We start from the raw sequence: 21,913 nt of genomic DNA on the forward strand, positions 1-21,913 counted from the left end.
GCGATGCTGCTGGCATCGTAGTCCGGAACAATAGAGATGGGCGGTGCGTTGAACCGCCTTAAGCGTTGGCACGAACATCTCTTCGAAAAGGTGGAGCGTGCCGGCGCAGGAAGTCCACTGAATACAGAGCGGTGCATGTGCGGCAATGATGTCCAGCTCGATGCTATGGCTCAGCCCGTAGGATTCCCGCTCTTCCTCCGTTAAAACTCCACATGCCAACACCACCTTGTCGTGTGCATGGCACCATTCGATCAGGCGCCGGACATCATGCGGAACGAACCCGGATATCTGCGGTGATAAAAAGGTGGTGGAGGTAAATAGTCATGTGGGAAATTTTTGCTTACCAGAACTCCGACAGTTTGTACGGGCTGATGAATGCCGTGGCCGCCATGGTCGGGGCGAACACCTACCGAAATGCGCTTGGCATCGTCGCCGTGTGCGGCTTCGTGGCCGCCTTGGTGGGTTATGCCTTCGCCCCGGAAAAGATGGTGGGCTGGAAGTGGCTCGCCTCGGTGGTCCTGGTCTTGTCGGTACTCCTGGTGCCGAAGGTCACTGTCGGTATCGTCGACAAGACGGGCGGTTCGGCCGAAGTCTTCGTCGACAACGTCCCGTTCGGCCTGGCGGTGCTCGCCTCGCTGACCAGTACGGTCGGCAATAGTCTGACGGAACTCGAAGAAACGGCTATGCAGGTGATCCCGGGGTCGGCCGGCATGCCGGATAAGCTGAGCTATCAGAACAATGGCCTCATGTTTGGCAGCCGGATGGTGCGTGAGGCTTCCAAGGTGGTATTTCAAAGCCCATATTTCCGCACTGACCTCATCAACTTCCTACACAACTGTACCATGTACGATCTGGCCTCTGGTTACCTGTCACCGGACGCATTTGCGACCTCGGGCGACGTGTGGAGTCTCATGGGCGACCCAAATCCCGCCCGGTTTAGCAGCGTCATGAATGCGGCCGGCACTGCGGAAGTGCTCACCTGTCCCCAGGCATATACAAAGCTATCGGCGAAAATGCCGGCCGAAGTTCAGCGCATTCAAGGCACACTGGCATTCCGCATGAATCCGACGCTTCCTGGGACGGTAGCCTCGGCCCTGATCGCGGACCAGATACAGCAAGCCTTCCTGAAAGCAAAAATCGCCGACGCCTCGGCCACCGCAGCCAATATAATTCGGCAAAACGCGCTCATCAATGCAGTGAACGATACCAGTCTCTTGGCCGGACAAAAGATCAACGATCCAGCTACCATGCTGCTGGCCGTTGGCCGCGCGCAGGCGGTGGCCCAAACGAATGCCGCGTGGATTAACAATGGCAAGGTGGCCGAGCAAGCGCTGCCGGTAATCCGCAACGTGGTCGAAGCGGTGGCGTACGCGATATTCCCGCTGTTAATCCTCATCCTGATGTTGACCAACGGCAAAGACACCGTGGCCGGCTTCAAGAACTATGCGTCTGTGCTCATCTGGATCCAGCTGTGGCCACCGCTCTATGCCATCCTGAACTATATGGCGACCATGTATGCAATGCGTGACTTGGCCGCTGCGGCCAGCGTAGGCAACGGCGTCAACACCCTGTCGCTGGCCACTTCATCGACCATCTTTTCCAGCGCCATTTCAGGCGAAGCCGTCGTTGGATACATGACCATCAGCATTCCTTTCATTGCCTGGGCTGCCCTAAAGCGCATGGAGAACTTTGGCACCGCGCTCGTCGACGGCATGCGCCTGTTGCAAAGTAATGTGACCAGTGCCACCAATTCGGCGGCAACGGGTAACGTATCCATGGGAAATGTCGCCATGGACCAGATGACCTTGGCACCTGTCCGTTCGTCGCCGTTCTTCAGTGGTCGGCAAAACGATTTTTCGGGGAACACATATACAGGTGGTGCTCTGTCTGGAATCACGGCAGGAAAAGCGCTTGCCAATGAGGGGCCGGTTTCGAAGAACGTCGACGCCAAGGTTACGCATCAGCACGTTGCAGCCGCAAGGAAGTCCGCTAGCGCGGCGAAGTCTGAGGCCGTCGCAGCCACCAATGATAAAGCCGCTGCCCTATCGGACGCGCTAACACATTCGCAAGGAACCGCTGGTATTCAAAATGCGTCTAAAGGTACAAACAGAGCCAGTACAGAAGGTTTCGGACAACGTACGAACGAGCTCCGTCAAGTGGCCGAGAACGTCGCCAAAGCAACTGGAGCCACTGAGCAGCAAGTAGCAAGCGTCGCATTTGGCGGTGGTGTTGAGTTTAAGCCCGGAATTCCTGGAGTCGGAAGCATCGGCATATCTGCTCGTGGCAGCAAGGATTACGTCGCATCGATTGATCAACAGCTAAAGGATATCAGGAATAAACTTAATAGCGAAGACGTAACAAAATTTAAAGAATGGGGCGAAATGATTGCGAAAAATACTAGCTTGTTGAATTCGGTAATATCGGACAATAGAAATGGGCAAGAGATCGCAGCAAGATTGTCGAGTTCGGTTTCCAGATCTGAAAGAGCGGATGCAACGCTTCGAGAACAAGAAGAATATTCAAGAGCTGTATCCGGGGCATTTGAACGTGGTGAATCAATGAGCATCGATCTTGCAAAAAATCCAAAAAACATTGACTTGTTTGAATCGCTACTCTCACATGGCGATAGTAGCGCTTCCGCTCAAATAATATTCGATTCGCATTTAGGAAGTATCGCAAAGTCACCGATTATTCCTAGCACAACATCAAATCTACCGAATTCATTTCAAGCTGTTCGGGATATTTATAATCGTGACAAATCCGACCCGTTATTGAATCCGAACGTAATCAAAATTCATCAAGGAAATAAATCAAAGGTAAATCCCAAATCTTCTGAAAAACCAGGGGGTAAGGTTGTCGATGCAAGCGGCACAAGTTTACCGCAAAAAGGAAACAACTGGGTTGAAAAGGAACAAGCGAGAATCAAGGAATCCCCATCGCCATTGCAGAAGGAAATTTCCAACAAATATGACGCTTTAGACCGAGAAGTAAATCAATCGAAGAAGGATTTTTACAAATCAACAGGTATTAAAGAAACCCCGAAAGGACACATTACGACAGATAAATCTCTATTCGGAAATGCAAATGAACAAGTTACTGAAGATCCAGATATTGTCGCCAAGGGATTCCAACATCTAAAAGAAAAGGCTAGAGTAAAATTGAATGAATTTTTGAAGAAATAAATAATCAATAATGCTCCCTGGATAACCATCTAGCATCTAAATTTGGATTCCCATACTCATCAATTCTATATGATGAGTTTTTTATAAGATCCCCACTATAAAGATAGGTATCGTCTCGAAGATCATGAAAGGATAATATGGCTTCCCCACTACATTTGTGAAATATAATGATCATATAGTATATAAAGTAAATTAATCCATATACTATTACAGCAACAACGAATCCAGCTATTGAAAAAATAACTGTTAACGTAATGGACTCGCCAGATCCGAGTACGCCACCGAAGATCGCTCCGACAATTCCACACATTAATATTTTCTTTAAATTAATCATGAGCTTTCTCCGTGAGCAGGTGACCAAGAAAGGAAATAATAGTAATATTTTATTGCTTTTTCAAGCATATAAATATAAATTTATACTGAATAACCTTACGGTAGGATATTAAAATCATGCATAATAGAAAATTTTTATCAGTTATGATTTTCCTTTTTTTAACTCTTTTGTCAACGTCGTCGCATGCTGTAGCTTTCGCAAAAAAACCGACGGATGACTCGGTCTGCGATTTAGCACCGAAGACCACGAGTCGGTTGGCGCAAAGGACCTTCGTTGAAGCCGGCACTCGCGATGAGAGCGAAATTTATGCTCGTCTGGCCCTTCGCTTCGTGACAAAGGAATGCAAAAATGGCCAAGTTTTGCTCTTGCACTCCGAGGATGGAACAGAATTTGACGGGCAATATTTTCGCGCCGTTACTGCTCAGCTTTGTAGCGGCTCAGCGGTAAAACGAGAATCTGCAGCTACTCAGGAACACCCACATGCTTTCATGCTGGAATGCCCGATCTCGAAGATCAAAGAAGCCACCGCCGCATTATCCGAAATGGAAAAAGCAAAACCGACGGAAGCCATGATCGCGCAAGGCGCGCCGATGCGAAGTGCACAGCCAAACCGGAGAGAAGAAGAAAAAAAAACGTGCGGTGACAAGATGACCTGGGAAACTGTCGTACTGGGTTGGGGGGCAGTTGTCGCTAACTTATCGCGCCTAGCCCCCAAGGAAACGCCATGGAAAACAAGGACGATAAGAGTCAAGCTGAACTGCAGGCCACCAATCTCGCACTACTAATGTTGGCTGAGATACGCGAACAACGCGCGGGATTCAGGGAAGAACGCCTGGCGCTTGAACGGGATCGAAAATTTGCTCGCCGCCTCACGGTGACGCTGAAGTCTCTGCTCGTTCTCATGCCACTCTTGTTCGGTCTGTACTTTTTCATGCAAACGTTGCAGTTTAAAATAGGTCCCTTCGGCCCGGTCATAGGCATTGTGCACATCGAGGGCGAGATCGCTGCAACCTCACTCGCGTCCGCAGACAAGATCGTGCCGGCACTGAAGCGGGCGTTTGAGTCCAGCAACGTTACGCAGATAGTTCTGGCGATAGACAGTCCCGGTGGCGCGCCGGTCGAGGCCGAGCGTATCGGAAACGCGATTCACTCTTTCAGGAAAAAGCACCCGAAACCGGTAGTGGCGGCGATCAGCAACGTCGGCGCATCGGCTGCCTACATGATTGCGTTGCACGCCGACAAGATCATCGCAGGGAAATACAGTCTGGTGGGATCGATCGGCGCCATCATCGCGCCATGGCAACTGTCGCGTGCGCTGGATCGGATGGAAATCTCGCAGCAGGTATATGCATCCGGTCACCTGAAGGCATTCTTGAATCCGTTCACACCGCCTAGCCAGGACGCGCAAGCCAAGGCGCAGGATTTGGTGGACAGGGTAGGGCGAACCTTTTTGCGCGAACTAGAGGAACGGCGCGGCCGCGTCCTGCGGCACGACGTCAATTACGCCAGCGGGGAAATCTGGAGTGGGTTAGAAGCAAAGGAAATCGGCCTGATCGATGCCATCGGCACGATGGATGACTTCGTGGATGCTCAAAAGGATGTGACTGCATTCAACTTTGGACCACACCCTGGCGGATTTGGCCAAATGGGTACCCTGATCTCAACCTCGATCACTTCTGCGTTCGACGACATCATCGCGAGGCAGGAGTTTAAGCTTAGATAGGGGAGGGAGAGCGGAGCTGCAATTTCGTACGGTATGCGACCCATGTCAAGCCAAAATACGGCGCAAATTGGCTAGCTTTCTTGTGGCCGATACTGCCTTCACACGAGTAAGCTTGAAGAATCATGGAAAGATATCAAGCCTACAGGTTCGAGTTGAGACCAACCGGCGAACAGGAGCGCGCCATGCGCCGCTTCGCTGGTTCGTGCCGGTTCGTCTTCAACAAAGCCTTGGCTCTGCAAAAAGAAAATCACGCAGCCGGCAACAAGTTCATCGGATATGTGGACATGTCGAAATATCTGACAGCATGGCGCAACTGTTGCGAAACTCCTTGGCTTGCTGCCGCACCTCGTTCAGCACTTCAATATGTGTTGAAGGACTTAGAGAAAGCTTACGCGAATTTCTTTGCTGGCCGTGCAAAATTTCCAAGATTCAAGTGCAAGGGCGACAGAATTTCCTTCCGCGTGGCAGCAAAAGGGGCAATTAGATTCGAACAAACTAACAGCCGCCTGCGTTTTCCCAAATTAGGATGGCTACGGTACCGCAAGAGCCGGGACTTTGTTGGTGAACCTGTGAGTGCAAGCATAAGCCAGGCTGCTGGTAAGTGGTTCATTTCAATACAGACCCGGCGCGAGGTAGATCCGGTGGTTCCTATCGCTACGAGTGCAGTTGGAATAGATGTCGGCATCGCTCGCTTTGCCACCCTGAGCGACGGCAGCTTCATAGCGCCGCTGAACAGCTTCAAGAGACACCAGCAGCGCTTGGCGCGCTACCAGCGCCGCATGGGCCGCATGGTCAAATTCAGCAGGAATTGGAATAAGGCGAAAGCGCACGTCCAGAAGATTCACACCCGCATCGCCAATGCCCGGAAGGACTTCTTGCACAAATCCTCAACGACAATCTGCCAAACCCACGCGCTCGTCTGCATTGAGCATTTGCAGGTACAGAATATGTCCAGGTCCGCCAAAGGCACTGTCGAACAGCCGGGCAAGAGGGTGCGTCAGAAAGCCGCGCTGAACCGTGCCATTCTCGACCAGGGGTGGGGCGAGTTTAGACGGCAGCTCAACTACAAGATGGAATGGAGTGGCGGAATGCTGCTTGCCGTGCCACCGCACCACATTAGCCAGACTTGCCCGACTTGCAGGCACATATCAAAAGACAATCGGCAGACCCAGGCGAAATTCCTGTGCGTCAATTGCGGTTACGCAAATCATGCAGATGTAGTGGGAGCTGCGAATATACTGGAGCGGGGGCACCGCTTGCTAGCCTGTGGAGAGATGGCGCAGTCAGGCCGCTCGAAGAAGCAGGAACCCCTCGAAGCGTGTAGCAACTCATCGCGCCGCGCCGTAGAAATCCCTGTCCTTTAGGCAGGGAGGATGTCAATTTAGCCTGTGGAGAGATGGCGCAGTCAGGCCGCTCGAAGAAGCAGGAACCCGCCGAAGCGACCCGCAAATTATCGCGCGGCGCCGTAGGAATCCCCGTCCTTTAGGGCGGGGAGGATGTCAACGCGGAGGGCGCGCCGATCCGCAGCGCGCAGCCGAATCACCCCCGATGAGGAGCCCAAGAAGTGCGGCTATACGATTACCTAGAAAATGGTTCCGTTGGGTTGGGGTGGCAATTGCCGCTAACTCATCGCGCCTATGATCCGCATGGATGACGTAACATTTACCGAAGCAGTCTCAGGGTAATAGTCAACAGCCGGCCGCGCCGGCGCCGTGGACCTGATCGACCATCTGCCGGCGCCGCCGCAAGGCCGACTAGCAACGGCGCAAATGGTCGCGATGTAGGCGGCATCAAGTTCATCAGTTGGTTCATGCGGGCAGCTGGGCAAGAAGGTAAGGCAGAAGTCGGGGCTGCACCGTGCCATTCTAGACAAGGGCTGGGGTGAGTTCGGGCAGCAACTCGCCTACAAGATGGAATGGAACGGCGGTGTTGCTGGCCGCGCCACCGTACCACACCAGCCAGACATGTCCGGACCAGGGATAAGAGGGGCAGTAACGGCGCGTACGTCACCGTTTAAACAATAAGTTGCTCCGGGTCCTACAAAAAGCCGCATTTCAAGCGACTTGTGAGTGTTTAGTTAGAATTATGCGTTACACCTACTCAAATGTTGTTTTTTCGGAGCCTAGTGTAATGAGGTTCTGTGGCGAAGCACCGCGCTGGGTACGGCAAACAGGATACAGGCGATACCGACACGGGGGCGACTGATACGACGGTGGGTCGTAACAGAGAAAGGAGGGGTAGCAATAGGTGTGTGAGGTGGCGGCTCCGCTAGCGGTAGCGGGCAGCTTTGGTAAGGCGTATCCTGATGCGGATACGACCATGGATGGGGCGCGCAGATGGGAAAAGAAGTGAGTTGAACTGTCTGATTTCGTTGAGACTCTACTTCTTGCGCCCGCTCGATATGCACTAAACGGTACATAGGGGCAATATTTCACAGTTGGCGGGCAAGGAACAGTAGGTCGCCGAACGCGATACTACAAATTAAGAGTTGTTGTTGTAAATTTCATACCAAGAAGATTTTTCTATTGATCTAAGGAAAAATTAAAGAGATACTTAGAGTGCATGAGCGTACCGCTCATTTGCCGCAGTCGAGATTTACCATTTATCGCCGGAAAATGCTCGTTTACGGGCGTCATACAGTATGTGCTGTGTGGCATGTGGGGAGGGCCGCAAGCACTCTCCTCTCTCTCCTAACGTCGAGGAGAGGTAGTTGATAGGCAAGGTCATGGGAAAAGTGGCAGTTGCCGGTGATAACTCGACGAAAGCTTTATTTTTCCCTGCGCTCTACCGTATGAGCTGGCCGAACCTATGATTCCTGTTTCCAGTACTACTCGATTATATCCCGTAAAAACCGCAACCCACGCGATTACGACCATACAAGGGCTATGTGAGGCGTTGGATATTGTCGTGGAAGAATTGGACGATGTTCTCCTTATTCCCCCGAAAGATAAATACTCATCTCAAGAGCGTCGTAAAAAAGATGGCTCTGTCCGCGTGGTTCATAATCCTCACCATCGCCTTAGAGTAATACAGCGAAGAATAAATAAACGATTGTTCTCTAATCAAAATTTTGTTAGTTGGCCGGATCATATCTTCGGTAGCATTCCAAATCAAAAATTTGAAGGATCTAAACACCCAAAAGATTATGTTGCCTGTGCTAAAGTGCATTGTGGCGCAAAGAGCATATTGACTTTGGATATAGAGAATTTTTTTGGAAATATTCACGTAAGCCAAGTTATAAAAGTTTTTACGCAGCTTCTGAAATTTAGTCCGGAAGTTGCCGAAGTTGTTTCTAAGATATGTTGCCACGAGGATTATTTGATTCAAGGAGCTTTAACTTCGAGCTATATTGCTGGCTTGATTCTTTTTGATGTAGAAGGAATGGTTGTTGAAAGGCTCCTGAGAAAAAATTTGCGTTACACTCGACTGGTGGACGATATCAACGTATCCTCTGTAGTTTCCGATTATAATTTTAGTTATGCTAAGACTATAATTGAGGATATGTTAATTGGGAAAGATTTGCCGGTTAATCACTCGAAAACAAAGATTCAATATTCTTCTACCGTACCGCTTACCGTGCATGGCTTACGAGTTGGATTTAAAGAGCCCCGTTTGCCAAGTGATGAGGTACGAAAAATACGTGCTGCAGTGCATAGTATTGAGTTGATGGCTAAAGAGCCGAATTATAAAACCACTCACTCATATCGCCGAGACTTCAACCGGTGCATGGGTAGAGTAAATAAATTGTGTAGGGTTGGTCATAATCAATACGATAAACTTTTGCTGCGCCTGCAAAAAAACTATCCACTACCATCAAAAAAAGATATTGAGCGAGCAATTAAGATTGTCACGAAATTGGAAGTGGACTATCCAACAAAACAAGGTAATTTTTGGTTTGCTAAGCGATTCTATCTTGCTCATGAGCGATTAAATATTCTTCAGCGATCCTTTCCCAACGTGGCTTATGATTTGAGATTCAGACTGAAAGCAATAAAAACAGTTTATGAATAATGTAAATAAATTTAATCGAGCGATATATGCATTTATTTCTATCGCCATCTTTGGTTATGGGATTTGTATTTTAAGTGTATTTCTCACGGTATTTCAGGGTGATTTGAGGGATAGGATAATTTGCTTGAATTCTGATTGTGTTGAGCGATTTATCAAAGCGGTTGAGCCCGCTTTGTCGGTGGGAAAGGCGACATCCGATTTATTGGTTGCTATAGCTACTGCTGGTGGCATATTGATCGCTTTATGGAGTTACTTGACGTCAGTTAGTAACTCGGCATTAGGAAATCATATTTCTCACTTTTCAATCTTCCAATCCTACTTAAATAGTGAGATTGCCAAAAGGAATCGAGTTAATATTGGCAGCATAGATACTTTTTATTGGTATAATCTTGTTTTTCCGAAGTCCAAAAGCGGCATCATGGTAGTCTCAAAAAAATACAAAAATTACATTGAGGAGATTAGACTTCATATTTCCGAATCCAATGCTATAGCTTCTACTCCAACGGGTGAAACATTTCGCTACAAACCACATCAAGCAGAAATGCAAAATAGACTATCGAATATCGGAATAACAATATCAATGCAGCCACGAATTGAATATTACGAAATTGAGGATCAGTTAATTTCTCTGATTGATTGCATTAATAGCTCTTTTTGCCTAGAAGAGGAAATTCAAAAAGTTGGAATAAGGAAATACTCTTAAGATAGTACATGTTTAGTTTAGTATGATCATATTCCTCGTCGCCGCATGGCCCTGTTCCGTGCCAGAGCCGTGCTTGACGAGTTGATGGGCGGTTTGTCTTTGCCTCGGTTAATACTGTTGTCTAAGGTTGATGTCGATTCGTTCCATGAGTGCTGTACCCGCGTTCATGGCAATCGTGACCTGAGCAATGGCCGAGTGTTCGTCGACGGCAGCCGACACACGCGCTGCGGACGCTACGGCCTGTTGGACCTCCTGTCGCAATTGGTCATCGACGACCCGAGCGGTAAGAAGGGATACCTTTCTAAACGTAGTCCCCATCTCCGCGTCTAGCGCATCGTCAATCATATTTCGCCCCCATGCGGTTCCTGAGCGGAACGCCATTCTGCCCTGAAAATGCGCGCGAGAGACTAATCGCAATATGTCGCTTACTGCCATCTGTAATTCCAGCAATGTCTCCCGTTGAAACGTGCGGTTTTGTTCGTCCCGAGCACGCTCAGCAATAGCAATTTGCAGTGTAGATGCGTTGCGCGCAGTTATCCAGGTAGTGCCGATACTGGCAAGTGCACCAATCAACGTACCGATAAGTCCCCAGATAGCTTCCATTTTTCTCCTCTATTTTATTTTCCCCATACCTTAGAGTACCATCCAGCCTTCAATGGGCAGCGCGAAAGTTATGGGGAATCCGGCTTCCCGGGCTTCCTCAAGACGCCCCTTTACGACACTCACGGCAAGTTCTTTGCCTTAGGGACAACGCCCTAGTCAACCCGTGCTACTTATTGTGTCGTTTCACAGTAGGCTGGACGGCTGGCGGCAGAACTACTATCCCTGTCCCTGTGGGGCGGAAGCCTAAGCACTTCCCGCACTCATCCTCCGGCATGTACTGCTTGCAAAGGTTCAACAGGATTGGGTATCCCATCTGTCCCAGATAGGCGCGATAGACATCACAATGTTCGTCGCCAGTCTTGGCTGCGCTGGCGCTCGCTCGGCTGTCAGGCGCGGAGCACTCTGATTTCACAGAACGGTACTTCCGTTCAAGCGTACTCAATTCGCTGTTCAAATCTCCATCGGCGGAGCGCAGCCTGCGCGCCTTCCCTTCACAACGGTCACCGTCTGAATCGTAGCCTGAGCTCAACGAGTCCTTGCATGATTTCCAGGCTTTATGCTGGTCCTTCGCTTCGTCGGCCTTGTCGTTAGCGTCGCGTAAGACGCGCTTCATCCCGTCCAGACTATCGGCGCAGCTTTCGCGGTCGGCTGCGCTGGATACGAGTGGAAAAATCAACACAAGAATTATAAGAAGTATCTTCACAAGTGCCTTCATTGATGAAACACCAATCTTATATGGTGTAAGGTGCATCCTAGCAAGGGCAATGGTAATTCCCCCATTTTTAGAGCGCGCTAAAAATAGAGGTTAAACGCGAAGGGCAAGCATCTGTTTTGGCGTGATACCGTCAGGTGCCATGTCGCGTCAGCCGTGATCGCAACTCTACCGCCAGCGCGCAAAGTCCCCCTCTGGCCGAGCGCACGAAGCAGAAGACGGGCTAGTTTATCGTAGCCCCAACTGTGCCGCTGTAGCGCTCAAAAGCAAGCGCATTGCTGCTGCTTCGGTCAGCTATGCCATCCTTCGCGGGCAGTTATGGAGGGAGGCAAGCTTTTGCTAGAGCGCGGTAGGAGCCTGTACAGGGCAGCGGGGATCAACAGGTCAAATCCGATCTCATCGTTGCATCGGGCAGCTACGAGACTGCACACCTGGTGTCTGGTAGGACACCCAAGCCCAAACACGATCCATCGATTTTTCATCGTCCAAGAACTATGGATCACGACTGTCTAGACTAGCGGTGGCGATTCAATTCTTTGACAGCCTGGTTGATGTTCATGATGCCTCCACAGATTGTAACAATGGCGTGTTCAGCATTATCGCAGCAAATTTTTTCCCACAGCAGCCTACAATCCGAGGTCGAATTGCTTGATGCTGGCACCAGTTTGGAGGAAGGTGGCGCGCAGTTTAAGCCGAGTGGACCGGCATTATGCAGTTTCAAGGTAGGAAATCGTGGACACAGTTGACGGGATGGTCTGCTCCATGCACTAGCACATGGAGCAGCCAGGCCTCGGGATCGACACCATTGAGCTTGGCCGTCCCGATCAACGAGTAGATCACGCCGGCGCGCTCGCCGCCACTGTCGCCGCCGGCGTACAGATAGCTGCGGCGGCCGTTAGTCCCGGTAGCCGGAGCCCAGGCCGCTTTTGCTTGAGCGCGGCATGAATCTCTGCAGGGCAGGGCGATAGGCACGTCAGACTCGATCTCGTCGTTGGCTCAGGCAGCTAAGAGATCGCACACCAGATGCCTGGCAAGACGCCCAGGCCCAACACGATCAATCGGCTTCTCATTTATCAAGAACTATGGATCAGGAGAGTCTAAAGTTACTGGTGGCGAGTCACTCAGTTCGCATGTGACTTGAGCATCTGTAAAATATCATCAATTACAACAGTGGCTTCATCAATTTCCTGCCGCAAGGAAATTTTTTTCTCATAAAGAAAATCAGGATCAGATTCTATTTTAGATGACGCAAGGTTCATATAACGAGGGACATTAATTGTATATGCTTGCCCCGCAATTTCCGTAGGAGGGACCAATTTTGAGATACCTTCTAGGGGGGTACGATTTAACACGATAGAAACAATAGATTTCACCGCACTATCGGATAATGTATTACGCACCCTTCCTGGCGTTACATACGAACGCGCATCCACAAATAGAACTTCTTTTATTGATCGGGTTGACCTAAATAAAAGAATTGAAGTACCTATAGACGTTGTGGTAAACATTTTATCTGGTAAACCAATTACTGCGTCTAGCAAATTTTTCTCGATAAGATCACGACGAATGTCGGACTCTGCGCCAGAACGTGTTAACATTCCATTTGACACTAATACAGCAGCCCTACCATTTTCACACTTCATTTTCCCTAGAATAGCGAATACAAAAGCATAATCAAGAAAAGTGATTTGATTTCGCCCCATGTTCGGCAATAAAGATTCCAATATCCAATGGTAAGAATCAGAAAATCTCTCCCCCCAAGGCGGATGCCCAACGACGGCGTCATATTGCTTCTCATCGTAACGAGGAACGCCTTCAGAAAAACAATCCTTATGCAAGATTCCTCGCGAAGAGAACCCATTTAAAAGTAAGTTTAGTTTAGCAAAGAACCATACCGAATGATTACATTCATTTCCAGAAAGTACAAAATTCTCATTTTCCAAAACCGCTGCGCACGACAGAAGCAAACTTCCGTTTCCGCAAACAGGGTCAAAAATTTCCTCTTGATCAGTTAAATTAATTACTCCAGAAATTAGAGATGCTATAGATGGCGGAGTTTCAATAGATGGGGTTTCCGCAACCTCAAGAAGTTGCGAAAAAACTGAACACTCATCGTCGTTAATATTCGCACAGATGGCTGAAATTCTCTTCAGATAATAATGTCGATCATCATATTTTTGCAAGCAATTATTATGAAAATCTATCCAGCCGAATAGCCCTCCGAGTTGCTCCGAATTTTCCGCCTCAAGTTCTCTAAAAATCAATTCCAAATGCCCGCCCAAATTTCCCTCGCCGGGAAAATCATTGAAATTTAAATTTTTTAAACTGCGAATGGATATATTTTTGTTTTTCTCAAGAGTTACTATTGAAAAATTATATTTATCTACGACCGTATTATTGTAAATCCATTTCAAAAATATGATTGCTGCGACATACTTATACAAAGATTTAGGGTCTGAGCTCTGAGATATCTCTTTAAATATATTGGCATTCATTTATTATGACCTTTTCTATCAATTGCCATTTGGCAGATCAATTCAATTTCTTGCATCTCAACCTTTTCTAAAGATCGACGAGCTTGATCCCTTTTTTGTCGAATTTGATCTAATCTTCCGATCATAATTTGAATTTCTTTAGAAGGAACCTCAATGTCAAGCCGTTCAAGATCACTTTTCTTTAGAGCTTGAATGGTTGAACCTGTCAATTGCATGGCAATCTGGTCTTGTGATCTTTGCCTGTTAAGATACCAAAGCAAATATTCAGGATGAATAGAACGAGTTCGGATTACGTGAATTTGCCCGGTAGGAAGTATAGTTTCATGCATTACTCCCACTAAGCTAGCTGGATAACTTAACCCGCGAGCCGGCATTAAAATATCACCCTCACTAATTGTGGTCCTGCTAGCTGGCCGCTCTGCCTGTACAAGTAGCAAATTTTCGGCATCAATCGGATCCTTTGAGACCAAATTTCTGATGGTAAGCAGGCGGGCGTTCCCCTTATCTGATACCTGGTAGGCCCCGCGATACGTAAGAGGGGATGAAATAGTTGCAAGTTCGGCCAAAGGAATTGAAACCATAGTTGTTATTTTTTCCGAAGCAAAAGTAGAAGCATCATCATCAGGAAGCACAGGAATGCTCCGGTTTGGTGAGTGTCCAGCACCTGGACAAAATCAGCGAGAGCCGATAGAGCGTTATCAACCGAAGCCATTTTCCATCTCCTAGAAGGGTTAGTCAACAAAAACGTATAAAGAGTGCGTGGATGAACTATATGTCGTGCTCGTCACTATGTCAACGTATTCTTTATGCGTTGTAGTCAGTTGGCGCTCCCACTTGCCTGTTCTATCGCCTCAACCAAGTCATTGGCTCGGCCGGATAGACTGCAACATCGGACACTGGATCGGCGCGTATCCTCAGCTTTAAATGTACGAATTCCCCATCGGACATCACTGTCAGCTAGGTACTAACTAACGCTTGGTCGAACGAGAGGGTGCCTTGACGGCGATGATCGCTGGAGAGTCGGCGGCACTGGCGAGCAAACTGGCCGAAACGCGCGGTCGGCCAAAGACCATGTTGACGGAAACCTCGAAGGCGGTGGTCGAGTTTGGCTCGCAAAAAACAGAGTTACGTGTTCGCACGGGGTAATCCCTCCTTTTTAGAGCACTCTAAAAGTAGAGGTTAAGCGACCACGGCAAGATTCTGTTCTGGCGTGATGCCGTCAGGTGCCATGTCGCGCCGGCCGTGAGCGCAACTCCACCACAGGCGCGCAAAGTCCCCGAAGCTGGCGGAGAGCACGAAGCAGATGACGGGCTAGTTTATGGTAGCCAGCTGTGACGCTATAGCGCGTGGACGGAGGCGCACCGCTGCGACTGCCTCGGTCGGATATGACGTCCTTCACTGTCTATTGTGGTGAGGGGAGGGCCAGCCCGCCTATCATGATCCATTTGCTTCTCTCGGCGCAATTAATTCGCGTTTCCCAAGGAATGTCTACATAAGTTCGAAGGGTGAAAGCACACCTGCCAAATGATCAGGTCGCTCCTGGTCTACGACTAGCCAAAGCGTCCGTCCTTCCTTGACCTGCGCATTACAAAGAACTTCCTCGATGGAGTGGTTAATTGAAAGAAGCTGCTCAGAAGGTATCTTTATGAGCTCTAATCCACCCTTAGATTCTTCAATCGACATTCCAAGACGCTGACGCTTAACCGTACCATTGTTAGAATTCAAAAATTTAGCGATACCGACTTCGGATACCAGCCACCAATCACCTTGGAATCGAACGGGAAGAAACGAGAACGAATGCATCAACATTAATTGTCGCGCATGGACTACAAGTTGCCATGACTCAACGACGATTGGAGACTTAACCATTACGTTGCCAACTGTTTGCTTTACTCCTATCATTAGTGCATCCTCCAGTCCGATACACAATTCGATTGCAGCTTCAGTAGCATGGCGCGCGTAGGCTCCCGTGTGCATCGCATCATTGCGCGCCTTTCTAACGATTCTATATAGCGCATCGAAACTCTTAAAATATGAGCGAGAATTTTTCGCGATGTGTTTGAATATGGGAGACTGCAATGCATATGCTTCTATCAACGTCTCATAGGCTCCAAGATCACCTTGCCGGCCAAGTAGCCTGATTCCAAGGGACTCTAAAGCAAAACATATTTCACTAAACGATTCGGCATCTGCAAGTGCTGCGTACCTGGCAGCACGAAATTCATCTCGGTAATGTAGGCACTCATCATCATTAAGTGGGCGCACTCTTTGAGACATTGGCTTACTCATCAGTTATTTTTCGCCATAGCAATAAAAATGATGATTGTAAGCCCTTTAGGCTGAAATACTTCTCGATTAACCAGGCACAGCCTAAACGTTGTGCTTACCGATGGGAAAGGACTGTACAATTCCGACAAGCAAACGACGTGACGATTGTGACCTAAGAGTGCCGTAGGGGCTAGCATGCCAACCAAAAAAGCGCCTCTAGACCTCCGTCACCACCATTCTCCTGAAACACTGCAGCTGCTCTCTCAGCAATATTCGCAAGGCAAAACGACAGCACACTGCGGCCAATTTCTGCCAGAAGTCACGACTGCCGTTGAGTTCAAAGTCAGCAAATTCGACTTCGACGAATATCAATCCAAATGATTGCACATCGCTAGAGCCTGTGATGCGCGGCGAAGAACAGGGGAATACACTGGATAAACATACAGTCTTAGGTATAATGTCTCGCAGATGGCGCAGAACACGCGCCGCACTTACATGCTCGTGAGCGTAGAAAGATAACGCTCGCGGGCAATTATTTGGGCGCACGCATGAGCAATTGGCTATCTTCGACCACGCGGCAAGACATGGTAATTTGGGGAGGGATTTTCCTTCCCAAGACGATGGTTGACGCCTTGGGCGTTTTCCTGGCAGCGCCTCGTAAGGCGAGAAAATATACTGATTGGCATGCCAGATGCATCGCGGGGCAGAAAGCGGCTTCGTTCTTTAAGGCCACGCGCGATAGTGACGTTTTTCGTCTAACTGCCAGCAAAATCGCTGCGGACGCCTACGAAGATATACGTGATCAAAAAGAAGTGGCGGTAATTAATTCCTCCCTCGTACTCAAGGTGCGTGAACAAGCCAGCTCAATGCGCACAATTCTGCCGGCGGCCCAGCATCTGCCCGGAGACGCAAATACGAAAGAGTTTCGGAGCGGACTGGACTCGCTTTGTCAATGGGCGACACCTACCAGCGCCCCTGCAAACAAGTCGGGAGATATCTGCGCTCGCGCGTTCACGCTGACGCTTGCGCGGAAGTTTGCGATTGCTTTCTCAGATATTCCAGTTGAATACATTCATTCCCTCGTTGCGATGGGTTGGCCCAATCGCAGCCTCAGCGCAACATGGAAATTACTCTGTGGCACAGTGACGGATCGCATCAAGCGAGAGGCAGAAAGTATACGTTTACAAGAAGCTTCGGCTCACGGTGCAGCAGTGTTTGCGATTCAGACGGCATCTACGGCTCGTCACGTAATGTCCGAGATCGAGCATCAGGTGGTGGAGCAGTTACAGAGCGAAATGGAGCGTGTTCGGCAAGGTAAACGCCGATTTTCAAACGATGCGGCACGGCTACAGGCAATGCAGGAGATTGCGCGATCACTGGAAGATAGCGGACTTGCCGATGAATTATTGATCGTGATTAGAGACCGGCTGAAGGAGTATAGTCATGACCACCAGCACTAGCGCAAATTTCGCCATTTCACGCAATTTGCTCCATAGCCAATCCAAACTAATTTTTAAGCAAGTACGCCAGTACGGTTTGTCTCTGGACTTTAGAGCTTTAACATCCTTCTCACTGTTGAACCTGACTATGAAAGAAGGAAAAAATGCACGCCAGCTCGGAAATTGCCAAGGATAAAGCCTGCGGTGCAACCACAGTCCGCCACGAACCGGTTGCGCCGGCCATGACGTCCAAGTTGTGGCACATGATGCGTTGCCGCGTCAAAAAATGCTCCATTTGGGCATATGGTCATGACTACATTTCATTCCAAACTGTGCAGCGCATTTTTGCGCAATTTGACCTTCGGGACCTCTGAGATGCCCCCCTCGAACTTGTGGAACAATTTACATAGGCTGCTGCTGACTCGGTAGGATATGAATCCTTCGACGTCCGTTATAGTGAGAATGAGACGGCCAGGTCAATCTGCTGATCTCATAGTCCACTTGCCACATACGGGATCGTCCCACGGCCCAAATTTTTTGGTCGACATGTTTTTCTTTGCTAGCTTTTGAGCCATTGAGAAGTTTGATCTTGAGAGCCGAACTTCGTCTCAAAAGAAGTCACATCGAATGGTTGAATACTGACCTGGAGTGTAGTCATGCCGTGATCGCGCAGCCAAGCAAAGCGATGTCGGCCGTTACTAAACCGCACAAAGCCGTCGACGATGCACACTTCCGGCATCTCCACATGGCTCACTGAAATTATCCATTTTCCAAAATTTTCGTACTTCCCAGGCATTGCACTATCACCGCCAGCTCCAATGTATTCATTCTTGCTGCGCTGCCATTCGCGCTCCAGCTTGGCGACAGACACCCAAACGGGAACATCACCAGACTGTGGAAGCGCCATCTTCCATTCAATTTTCATTAAACGTCCGGATTTACTTTCGCCCATAACTTTCCGATATCTTCTTATGTAAAAAATTTAGCGCTTACGGGAAAGCAATAAGCCCTCAACTAGCAAGGTACCCATTGTAGCTGCGGCTGGCGCAAGCACGAGCGCTACAAACCCAGCTGCTACCCAGGCCGGTAGGTACAAGTGGAGCGCGATCATGAACATTAATGGTAGGCCCAACCCGACCAATGCATGGGTGCGCTCGAAGAATGCGAGGAACACTTCCAAGACCGAGAAGCTGTAGAAGAAGACCCCTGCTGCGATTTTTTCTAACATGATATTTTCCTAGAATGGTACATCGTCGATCTCTGGCCAATCTGAAAGCTGCTCCTGTTCATTTGCCAGTTTTGCGGATTCAATCTATCAACGCAACACTTTAACTTAAATGCATCGTTGCAGAGTGGAAATGATGCGAAAGAGAACTCGAATCGATTGCTCCGCACACCGCGAACCCCGGGATTAACGTTGAGGTTTAGCCACGGAAGAGTTCATGGTGGAATTCACCGAAGCTCAAGCAGCTTTGACTTGAGCGCAGTAGAAGTCGCTGCAGGGCAGGGGAGATAGACAGGCCAGACCCGATCTCGTCGGTGGACCTGTGCGACCGCGACAGAAAAGCGAATGATCGAACGGACAGACTGCTGCGCGAGCTCAACAAAAAAAACATTTACAAAAAGATGGCTTCGTGTCAATGTTTGCTGGAAATATTGATTTTGCGTAATGGCCGGCCGCGTCGGACATGCTGGGCGCGGGCCGCCTCATTTCGGGGGGACGTACGTGAAACATCTATTTATCGCGTCGGTTTTAGTTGCCGTTTGCCTGACCACCGGCTGTTCTACCGGCATCAAGGTGACGAAGGTCAACGACGACAAGCCGAAAGCGGGAAATCCATGGAACTTGGGCATGACGACCTTCAAGGTTACGATCACACGCCAGGTGATTAAGTGCATGCCAGAGCTGGAGGGCAAGATGGATGTTATGGCCACGCCAGAGATCGTGCTCGACCGAGCCCAGCGCTACGTGCTTAAGTCTGACGGCTGGTGGGCCACCAGCGACATCGGCAGCGAACTGTCGCCAAGCGGAATCAGCACCGCGTTAAACGCGCAATCGGCTGACGCGACCGCCGCAGTGCTCACCAACGTGGTTGGGACGGCCGCCAATCTCGCGTTGCGCGGCGCTGCTGCAGGACCGGGGGGCAGTACGAAGAACCGTTGCAAAGACGATGTGGCCCAAAAAGTCGATGCACTGTACGGCGCAACACCTCTCAAAGATCAAGTTGAAGCCGCCACCGCAACGGTCGAGCAAACGAGCGCGGCGCTTTTGCTGGCAGTCCAGAAGTCGAAGTATGACAAGACCCTTCGTCCCAAAGTTGTAGCCTCGCTGCAGGACCAGGAAAATGCCCGCAAGGCCCTGGCTAAGCTCGAGCAAACGTATGTCGCGGCGCTAGCCGGGACCACTGACGTGCAAACCCTGCGCTGGCCGGAGCATTCGACTGAACTGCACACCGCGCAGGCACTGGCGCCGTCCCATGCCTTGTATGACAAATGGGTGACGTCACATCTAGTGTCGACTGACGATTTCAACAAGCGGTTTTCCGTCCACTTGGCGCTGTCGGACAGCACGACCGGCAATGTCTGGATCAAGCCCACGTTGTCGACGGATGTCGACACGAAAACCGGTGTGCCAGTGCGCATGGCCAAGACCGCGCAGCTTATGGCATGCTTCAACGGCACCTGCGATGAGCAAGAGACGGCGCTGGCGAATATCAAAAAAGCCAAGGAACGCGTGTCGGAGCTGGAGGCCAAGCCAGCAACTGCAAAGGAGATCAAGGACGCCAAGGATTATCTGGCGCTATTGCAGTCGCAGTTCCGTCAAAACGTGGCTCAGGTCTTCAGCGTCCTGCAACTGGGACAGTTTTACATCGTACCGGTTGCCGGCAACAACTTCCGTTCGCAGCAAGCGGTCATAAAGATGGATGCAAATGGCCTGCCGTCGTCGATCCAGGTAGTCGAGAAATCAGCCGCCGCCCAAGTGCTGAGTGGCGCTGCGCTGGAAGTATCCGAAAAACTTGCAAGCCTGCCGGCCAAGCTGCGCGCGGCCGAACTCGACAAGACGAACGTGCAAGTCAACCAGTCTAGGGCCGACGCCACACTGGCAGGTGTAGGCTTCGCCAACGACACCGCTGCAATACAGGCCCAGGTCGCACGCGCCAACGCCCAGAACGATCTGTCGACGGCCTTGTCGCGTACTGACAATCAGGGCGAAACCGCCAGTTTGCTTTCGCAAGCCGAGTTGTGGAATGCTAAGGCCGAACTGGCTCAGGCGCAGGCACGTGGCGGGCAAGCTACAGCGACCGCGAGCATGGTAGCGCAGACCCAGTTCCTCAACGCGCAGGATTCGCTGCGTGTGGCGTTGGCAGGCTCGGCGGTGAGCGACCGAACATCGCTGCTGCTGGCCCAGACCGCGCTGGTCAAGGCCCAGGCAGCGCACGCCAATGCACTGGTCGCCCGGCGTACGGCTGAGGCCGAAGCCGCCGCGCCATGAACCGGCCGGGCGGCAACTCGCAGCGCCGACGTAAACGCGCTCACGACCGGCGCACTGCGCTAGCCCGCCAGCGGCTGACGCACCGAAAGGTCCTAATCACAGGGTTGCGGGTACGCCAACTGGCCACGCTGGATTACCGGGTGCAGAGCGTTGATTGGCGAGCAAAGTACCCAATCCCGGCCGGCCAGCAGGGCGACTGCCAAAGCTGCTCGGCATTTGCTACCGCTTCCGCGGTCGCCTTGCAAAGCCGAATTAACGGCAAGCCGCTGCCGATATCACCTGGCTATCTGCATACCTGCATTGGTCATGCGGGCCAGGGGAATAGCACGACCGTATGCAACGGTGCCATCGACCTTGGCCGGCTGCTGGACTTGTTGAAGGAAAAGGGCTGGGCTACTTCGGCGGCCTCTACACATCCATATCCTCTTGCCGCCTGCCAGGTCGGCGGTGCTGTCGTGCGGTTACGCAGCTACACCGTTATCCGCAGCGAAACGGAAGCAAAGGCGGCTTTAGGGCGGGGGCCGTTGGTGGCCGTCATGAGCGTGAGTGACGAGTTTTTTTCATTCAGGGGGAATCTCTATCGCAGCCTACCGGCACTCGACGACTCGCTGCACTCGGTCTGCGTCACCGGGTTTAACCGGGACGGCTGGATCATCCTGAACAGCTGCGGGGCCGACTGGGGTGATAGTACAGGCGGTACGACCATCGCCTCTGGAGCGTGTGGCCTGCTTGACTTCCGGCCTGGTGGCCAGAATCTGCAGGCGTACGCGATTGGCTTGTAGGCTTCTGCTGAAAGGATTTGGCTGGCAGATAAGTGATTCGCCAATGCCACTTGGACCACCTGATGGCGTTCTATAGCACGGAGCAGCGTCTGCGGAAGACGGTTTGAATCGCCACGAGTTCGCTAGACGCTCTTCAGATGCTCAAAATACTGCTTTTCGCAATTGGGC

19 protein-coding genes and 1 pseudogene are annotated in these 21,913 nt (G+C 50.4%); 12 read left to right on the top strand and 8 right to left on the bottom strand.

Annotated features, from left to right (window positions below):
- The first annotated feature begins 323 nt into the window (after positions 1-323).
- Positions 324-3,182 (top strand): conjugal transfer protein TraG N-terminal domain-containing protein, encoded by a 2,859-nt coding sequence (locus C8C89_RS15755; RefSeq protein WP_133990884.1) that lies wholly within the window; start codon positions 324-326, stop codon positions 3,180-3,182.
- Between the two features lie 4 nt (positions 3,183-3,186).
- On the opposite strand, the gene C8C89_RS15760 is transcribed toward C8C89_RS15755, so the two are convergent.
- Positions 3,187-3,516 (bottom strand): hypothetical protein, encoded by a 330-nt coding sequence (locus C8C89_RS15760; protein ID WP_133990886.1) that lies wholly within the window; start codon positions 3,514-3,516, stop codon positions 3,187-3,189.
- A 116-nt stretch (positions 3,517-3,632) separates the two neighbouring features.
- Here C8C89_RS15760 and C8C89_RS15765 point away from each other — a divergent pair, with 116 nt between their 5' ends.
- The 5 genes from C8C89_RS15765 (at position 3,633) to C8C89_RS15790 (ending at position 9,953) form a co-directional block, all read left to right on the top strand.
- Positions 3,633-4,301, top strand: a complete 669-nt coding sequence (locus C8C89_RS15765; RefSeq protein ID WP_133990888.1) for a hypothetical protein — start codon at positions 3,633-3,635, stop codon at positions 4,299-4,301.
- Entirely contained in the window at positions 4,241-5,239 is a 999-nt protein-coding gene (locus C8C89_RS15770; protein WP_133990890.1) for a S49 family peptidase, read from the top strand. Before C8C89_RS15765 ends, C8C89_RS15770 begins: the two co-directional genes overlap by 61 nt.
- 122 nt (positions 5,240-5,361) lie before the next feature.
- On the top strand, positions 5,362-6,603 hold the full coding sequence (locus C8C89_RS15775) for an RNA-guided endonuclease TnpB family protein (protein ID WP_133990892.1): 1,242 nt from the start codon (positions 5,362-5,364) through the stop codon (positions 6,601-6,603).
- 1,543 nt (positions 6,604-8,146) lie between these two features.
- A complete protein-coding gene (locus C8C89_RS15785; protein WP_208327704.1) occupies positions 8,147-9,250 on the top strand; it encodes a reverse transcriptase family protein in 1,104 nt (367 codons plus the stop codon).
- Positions 9,243-9,953, top strand: coding sequence for a retron Ec48 family effector membrane protein (locus C8C89_RS15790; protein WP_133990896.1), 711 nt, complete (start codon positions 9,243-9,245; stop codon positions 9,951-9,953). The genes C8C89_RS15785 and C8C89_RS15790 overlap by 8 nt, the downstream gene beginning before the upstream one ends.
- 108 nt (positions 9,954-10,061) lie before the next feature.
- On the opposite strand, the gene C8C89_RS15795 is transcribed toward C8C89_RS15790, so the two are convergent.
- The 4 genes and pseudogenes from C8C89_RS15795 to C8C89_RS15810 all read right to left on the bottom strand — a co-directional run bounded on the left by C8C89_RS15795 (position 10,062) and on the right by C8C89_RS15810 (position 14,395).
- A complete protein-coding gene (locus C8C89_RS15795) occupies positions 10,062-10,556 on the bottom strand; it encodes a hypothetical protein (protein WP_133990898.1) in 495 nt (164 codons plus the stop codon).
- 1,429 nt (positions 10,557-11,985) lie between these two features.
- Positions 11,986-12,162 (bottom strand): annotated as a pseudogene (locus tag C8C89_RS15800) (transposase domain-containing protein); the annotation flags it as partial.
- A gap of 227 nt (positions 12,163-12,389) precedes the next feature.
- A complete protein-coding gene (locus tag C8C89_RS15805; protein WP_133990900.1) occupies positions 12,390-13,763 on the bottom strand; it encodes an N-6 DNA methylase in 1,374 nt (457 codons plus the stop codon).
- Positions 13,760-14,395, bottom strand: a complete 636-nt coding sequence (locus C8C89_RS15810; protein WP_133990902.1) for a restriction endonuclease subunit S — start codon at positions 14,393-14,395, stop codon at positions 13,760-13,762. The genes C8C89_RS15805 and C8C89_RS15810 overlap by 4 nt, the downstream gene beginning before the upstream one ends.
- A gap of 364 nt (positions 14,396-14,759) precedes the next feature.
- On the opposite strand from C8C89_RS15810, the gene C8C89_RS27020 reads away from it, so the two are divergent.
- Positions 14,760-14,909, top strand: coding sequence for a hypothetical protein (locus C8C89_RS27020; RefSeq protein WP_166674761.1), 150 nt, complete (start codon positions 14,760-14,762; stop codon positions 14,907-14,909).
- 342 nt (positions 14,910-15,251) lie between these two features.
- Here the strand turns inward: C8C89_RS27020 and C8C89_RS15815 are convergent, their stop codons facing one another.
- Positions 15,252-16,052, bottom strand: a complete 801-nt coding sequence (locus C8C89_RS15815) for a hypothetical protein (protein WP_133990904.1) — start codon at positions 16,050-16,052, stop codon at positions 15,252-15,254.
- Positions 16,053-16,226: 174 nt separating this feature from the next.
- Here C8C89_RS15815 and C8C89_RS15820 point away from each other — a divergent pair, with 174 nt between their 5' ends.
- The 3 genes from C8C89_RS15820 to C8C89_RS15830 all read left to right on the top strand — a co-directional run bounded on the left by C8C89_RS15820 (position 16,227) and on the right by C8C89_RS15830 (position 17,666).
- Complete coding sequence (locus C8C89_RS15820) at positions 16,227-16,412, top strand: hypothetical protein (protein WP_133990906.1); 186 nt, start codon at positions 16,227-16,229, stop codon at positions 16,410-16,412.
- Positions 16,413-16,579: 167 nt separating this feature from the next.
- Positions 16,580-17,491 carry a hypothetical protein gene (locus C8C89_RS15825; RefSeq protein WP_133990908.1) on the top strand — a complete coding sequence of 304 codons (912 nt, stop codon included), beginning with the start codon at positions 16,580-16,582 and terminating at the stop codon, positions 17,489-17,491.
- Positions 17,475-17,666 carry a hypothetical protein gene (locus C8C89_RS15830; RefSeq protein WP_133990910.1) on the top strand — a complete coding sequence of 64 codons (192 nt, stop codon included), beginning with the start codon at positions 17,475-17,477 and terminating at the stop codon, positions 17,664-17,666. Before C8C89_RS15825 ends, C8C89_RS15830 begins: the two co-directional genes overlap by 17 nt.
- A gap of 363 nt (positions 17,667-18,029) precedes the next feature.
- Here C8C89_RS15830 and C8C89_RS15835 read toward each other — a convergent pair whose 3' ends face one another.
- Together C8C89_RS15835 and C8C89_RS15840 are read right to left on the bottom strand one after the other, a co-directional pair.
- Positions 18,030-18,422, bottom strand: coding sequence for a hypothetical protein (locus C8C89_RS15835; protein ID WP_133990912.1), 393 nt, complete (start codon positions 18,420-18,422; stop codon positions 18,030-18,032).
- A 30-nt stretch (positions 18,423-18,452) separates the two neighbouring features.
- Positions 18,453-18,698, bottom strand: coding sequence for a hypothetical protein (locus C8C89_RS15840; protein WP_133990914.1), 246 nt, complete (start codon positions 18,696-18,698; stop codon positions 18,453-18,455).
- A 498-nt stretch (positions 18,699-19,196) separates the two neighbouring features.
- Between C8C89_RS15840 and C8C89_RS15845 the strand changes: the two genes are divergently transcribed.
- Positions 19,197-20,963, top strand: a complete 1,767-nt coding sequence (locus C8C89_RS15845; RefSeq protein ID WP_133990916.1) for a hypothetical protein — start codon at positions 19,197-19,199, stop codon at positions 20,961-20,963.
- The gene (locus tag C8C89_RS15850) at positions 20,960-21,745 is read left to right on the top strand and encodes a C1 family peptidase (protein WP_133990918.1); all 786 of its coding nucleotides are present in this window, start codon (positions 20,960-20,962) and stop codon (positions 21,743-21,745) included. Before C8C89_RS15845 ends, C8C89_RS15850 begins: the two co-directional genes overlap by 4 nt.
- The last annotated feature ends 168 nt before the right edge of the window (positions 21,746-21,913 follow it).

It is taken from the genome of Janthinobacterium sp. 75 (assembly GCF_004365495.1).
Lineage (GTDB): Bacteria > Pseudomonadota > Gammaproteobacteria > Burkholderiales > Burkholderiaceae_D > Janthinobacterium.

Excerpts from the sequence above, each read along its gene's own strand:
- C8C89_RS15760 (WP_133990886.1), bottom strand. The coding sequence starts at position 3,516 with ATGATTAATTTAAAGAAAATATTAATGTGTGGAATTGTCGGAGCGATC.
- C8C89_RS15840 (WP_133990914.1), bottom strand. The coding sequence starts at position 18,698 with ATGTTAGAAAAAATCGCAGCAGGGGTCTTCTTCTACAGCTTCTCGGTC.
- C8C89_RS15815 (WP_133990904.1), bottom strand. The coding sequence starts at position 16,052 with ATGAGTAAGCCAATGTCTCAAAGAGTGCGCCCACTTAATGATGATGAG.
- C8C89_RS15770 (WP_133990890.1), top strand. The coding sequence starts at position 4,241 with ATGGAAAACAAGGACGATAAGAGTCAAGCTGAACTGCAGGCCACCAAT.
- C8C89_RS15775 (WP_133990892.1), top strand. The coding sequence starts at position 5,362 with ATGGAAAGATATCAAGCCTACAGGTTCGAGTTGAGACCAACCGGCGAA.
- C8C89_RS15795 (WP_133990898.1), bottom strand. The coding sequence starts at position 10,556 with ATGGAAGCTATCTGGGGACTTATCGGTACGTTGATTGGTGCACTTGCC.
- C8C89_RS15755 (WP_133990884.1), top strand. The coding sequence starts at position 324 with ATGTGGGAAATTTTTGCTTACCAGAACTCCGACAGTTTGTACGGGCTG.
- C8C89_RS15850 (WP_133990918.1), top strand. The coding sequence starts at position 20,960 with ATGAACCGGCCGGGCGGCAACTCGCAGCGCCGACGTAAACGCGCTCAC.
- C8C89_RS15805 (WP_133990900.1), bottom strand. The coding sequence starts at position 13,763 with ATGAATGCCAATATATTTAAAGAGATATCTCAGAGCTCAGACCCTAAA.
- C8C89_RS15825 (WP_133990908.1), top strand. The coding sequence starts at position 16,580 with ATGAGCAATTGGCTATCTTCGACCACGCGGCAAGACATGGTAATTTGG.
- C8C89_RS15820 (WP_133990906.1), top strand. The coding sequence starts at position 16,227 with ATGCCAACCAAAAAAGCGCCTCTAGACCTCCGTCACCACCATTCTCCT.
- C8C89_RS15835 (WP_133990912.1), bottom strand. The coding sequence starts at position 18,422 with ATGGGCGAAAGTAAATCCGGACGTTTAATGAAAATTGAATGGAAGATG.
- C8C89_RS15830 (WP_133990910.1), top strand. The coding sequence starts at position 17,475 with ATGACCACCAGCACTAGCGCAAATTTCGCCATTTCACGCAATTTGCTC.
- C8C89_RS15765 (WP_133990888.1), top strand. The coding sequence starts at position 3,633 with ATGCATAATAGAAAATTTTTATCAGTTATGATTTTCCTTTTTTTAACT.
- C8C89_RS15790 (WP_133990896.1), top strand. The coding sequence starts at position 9,243 with ATGAATAATGTAAATAAATTTAATCGAGCGATATATGCATTTATTTCT.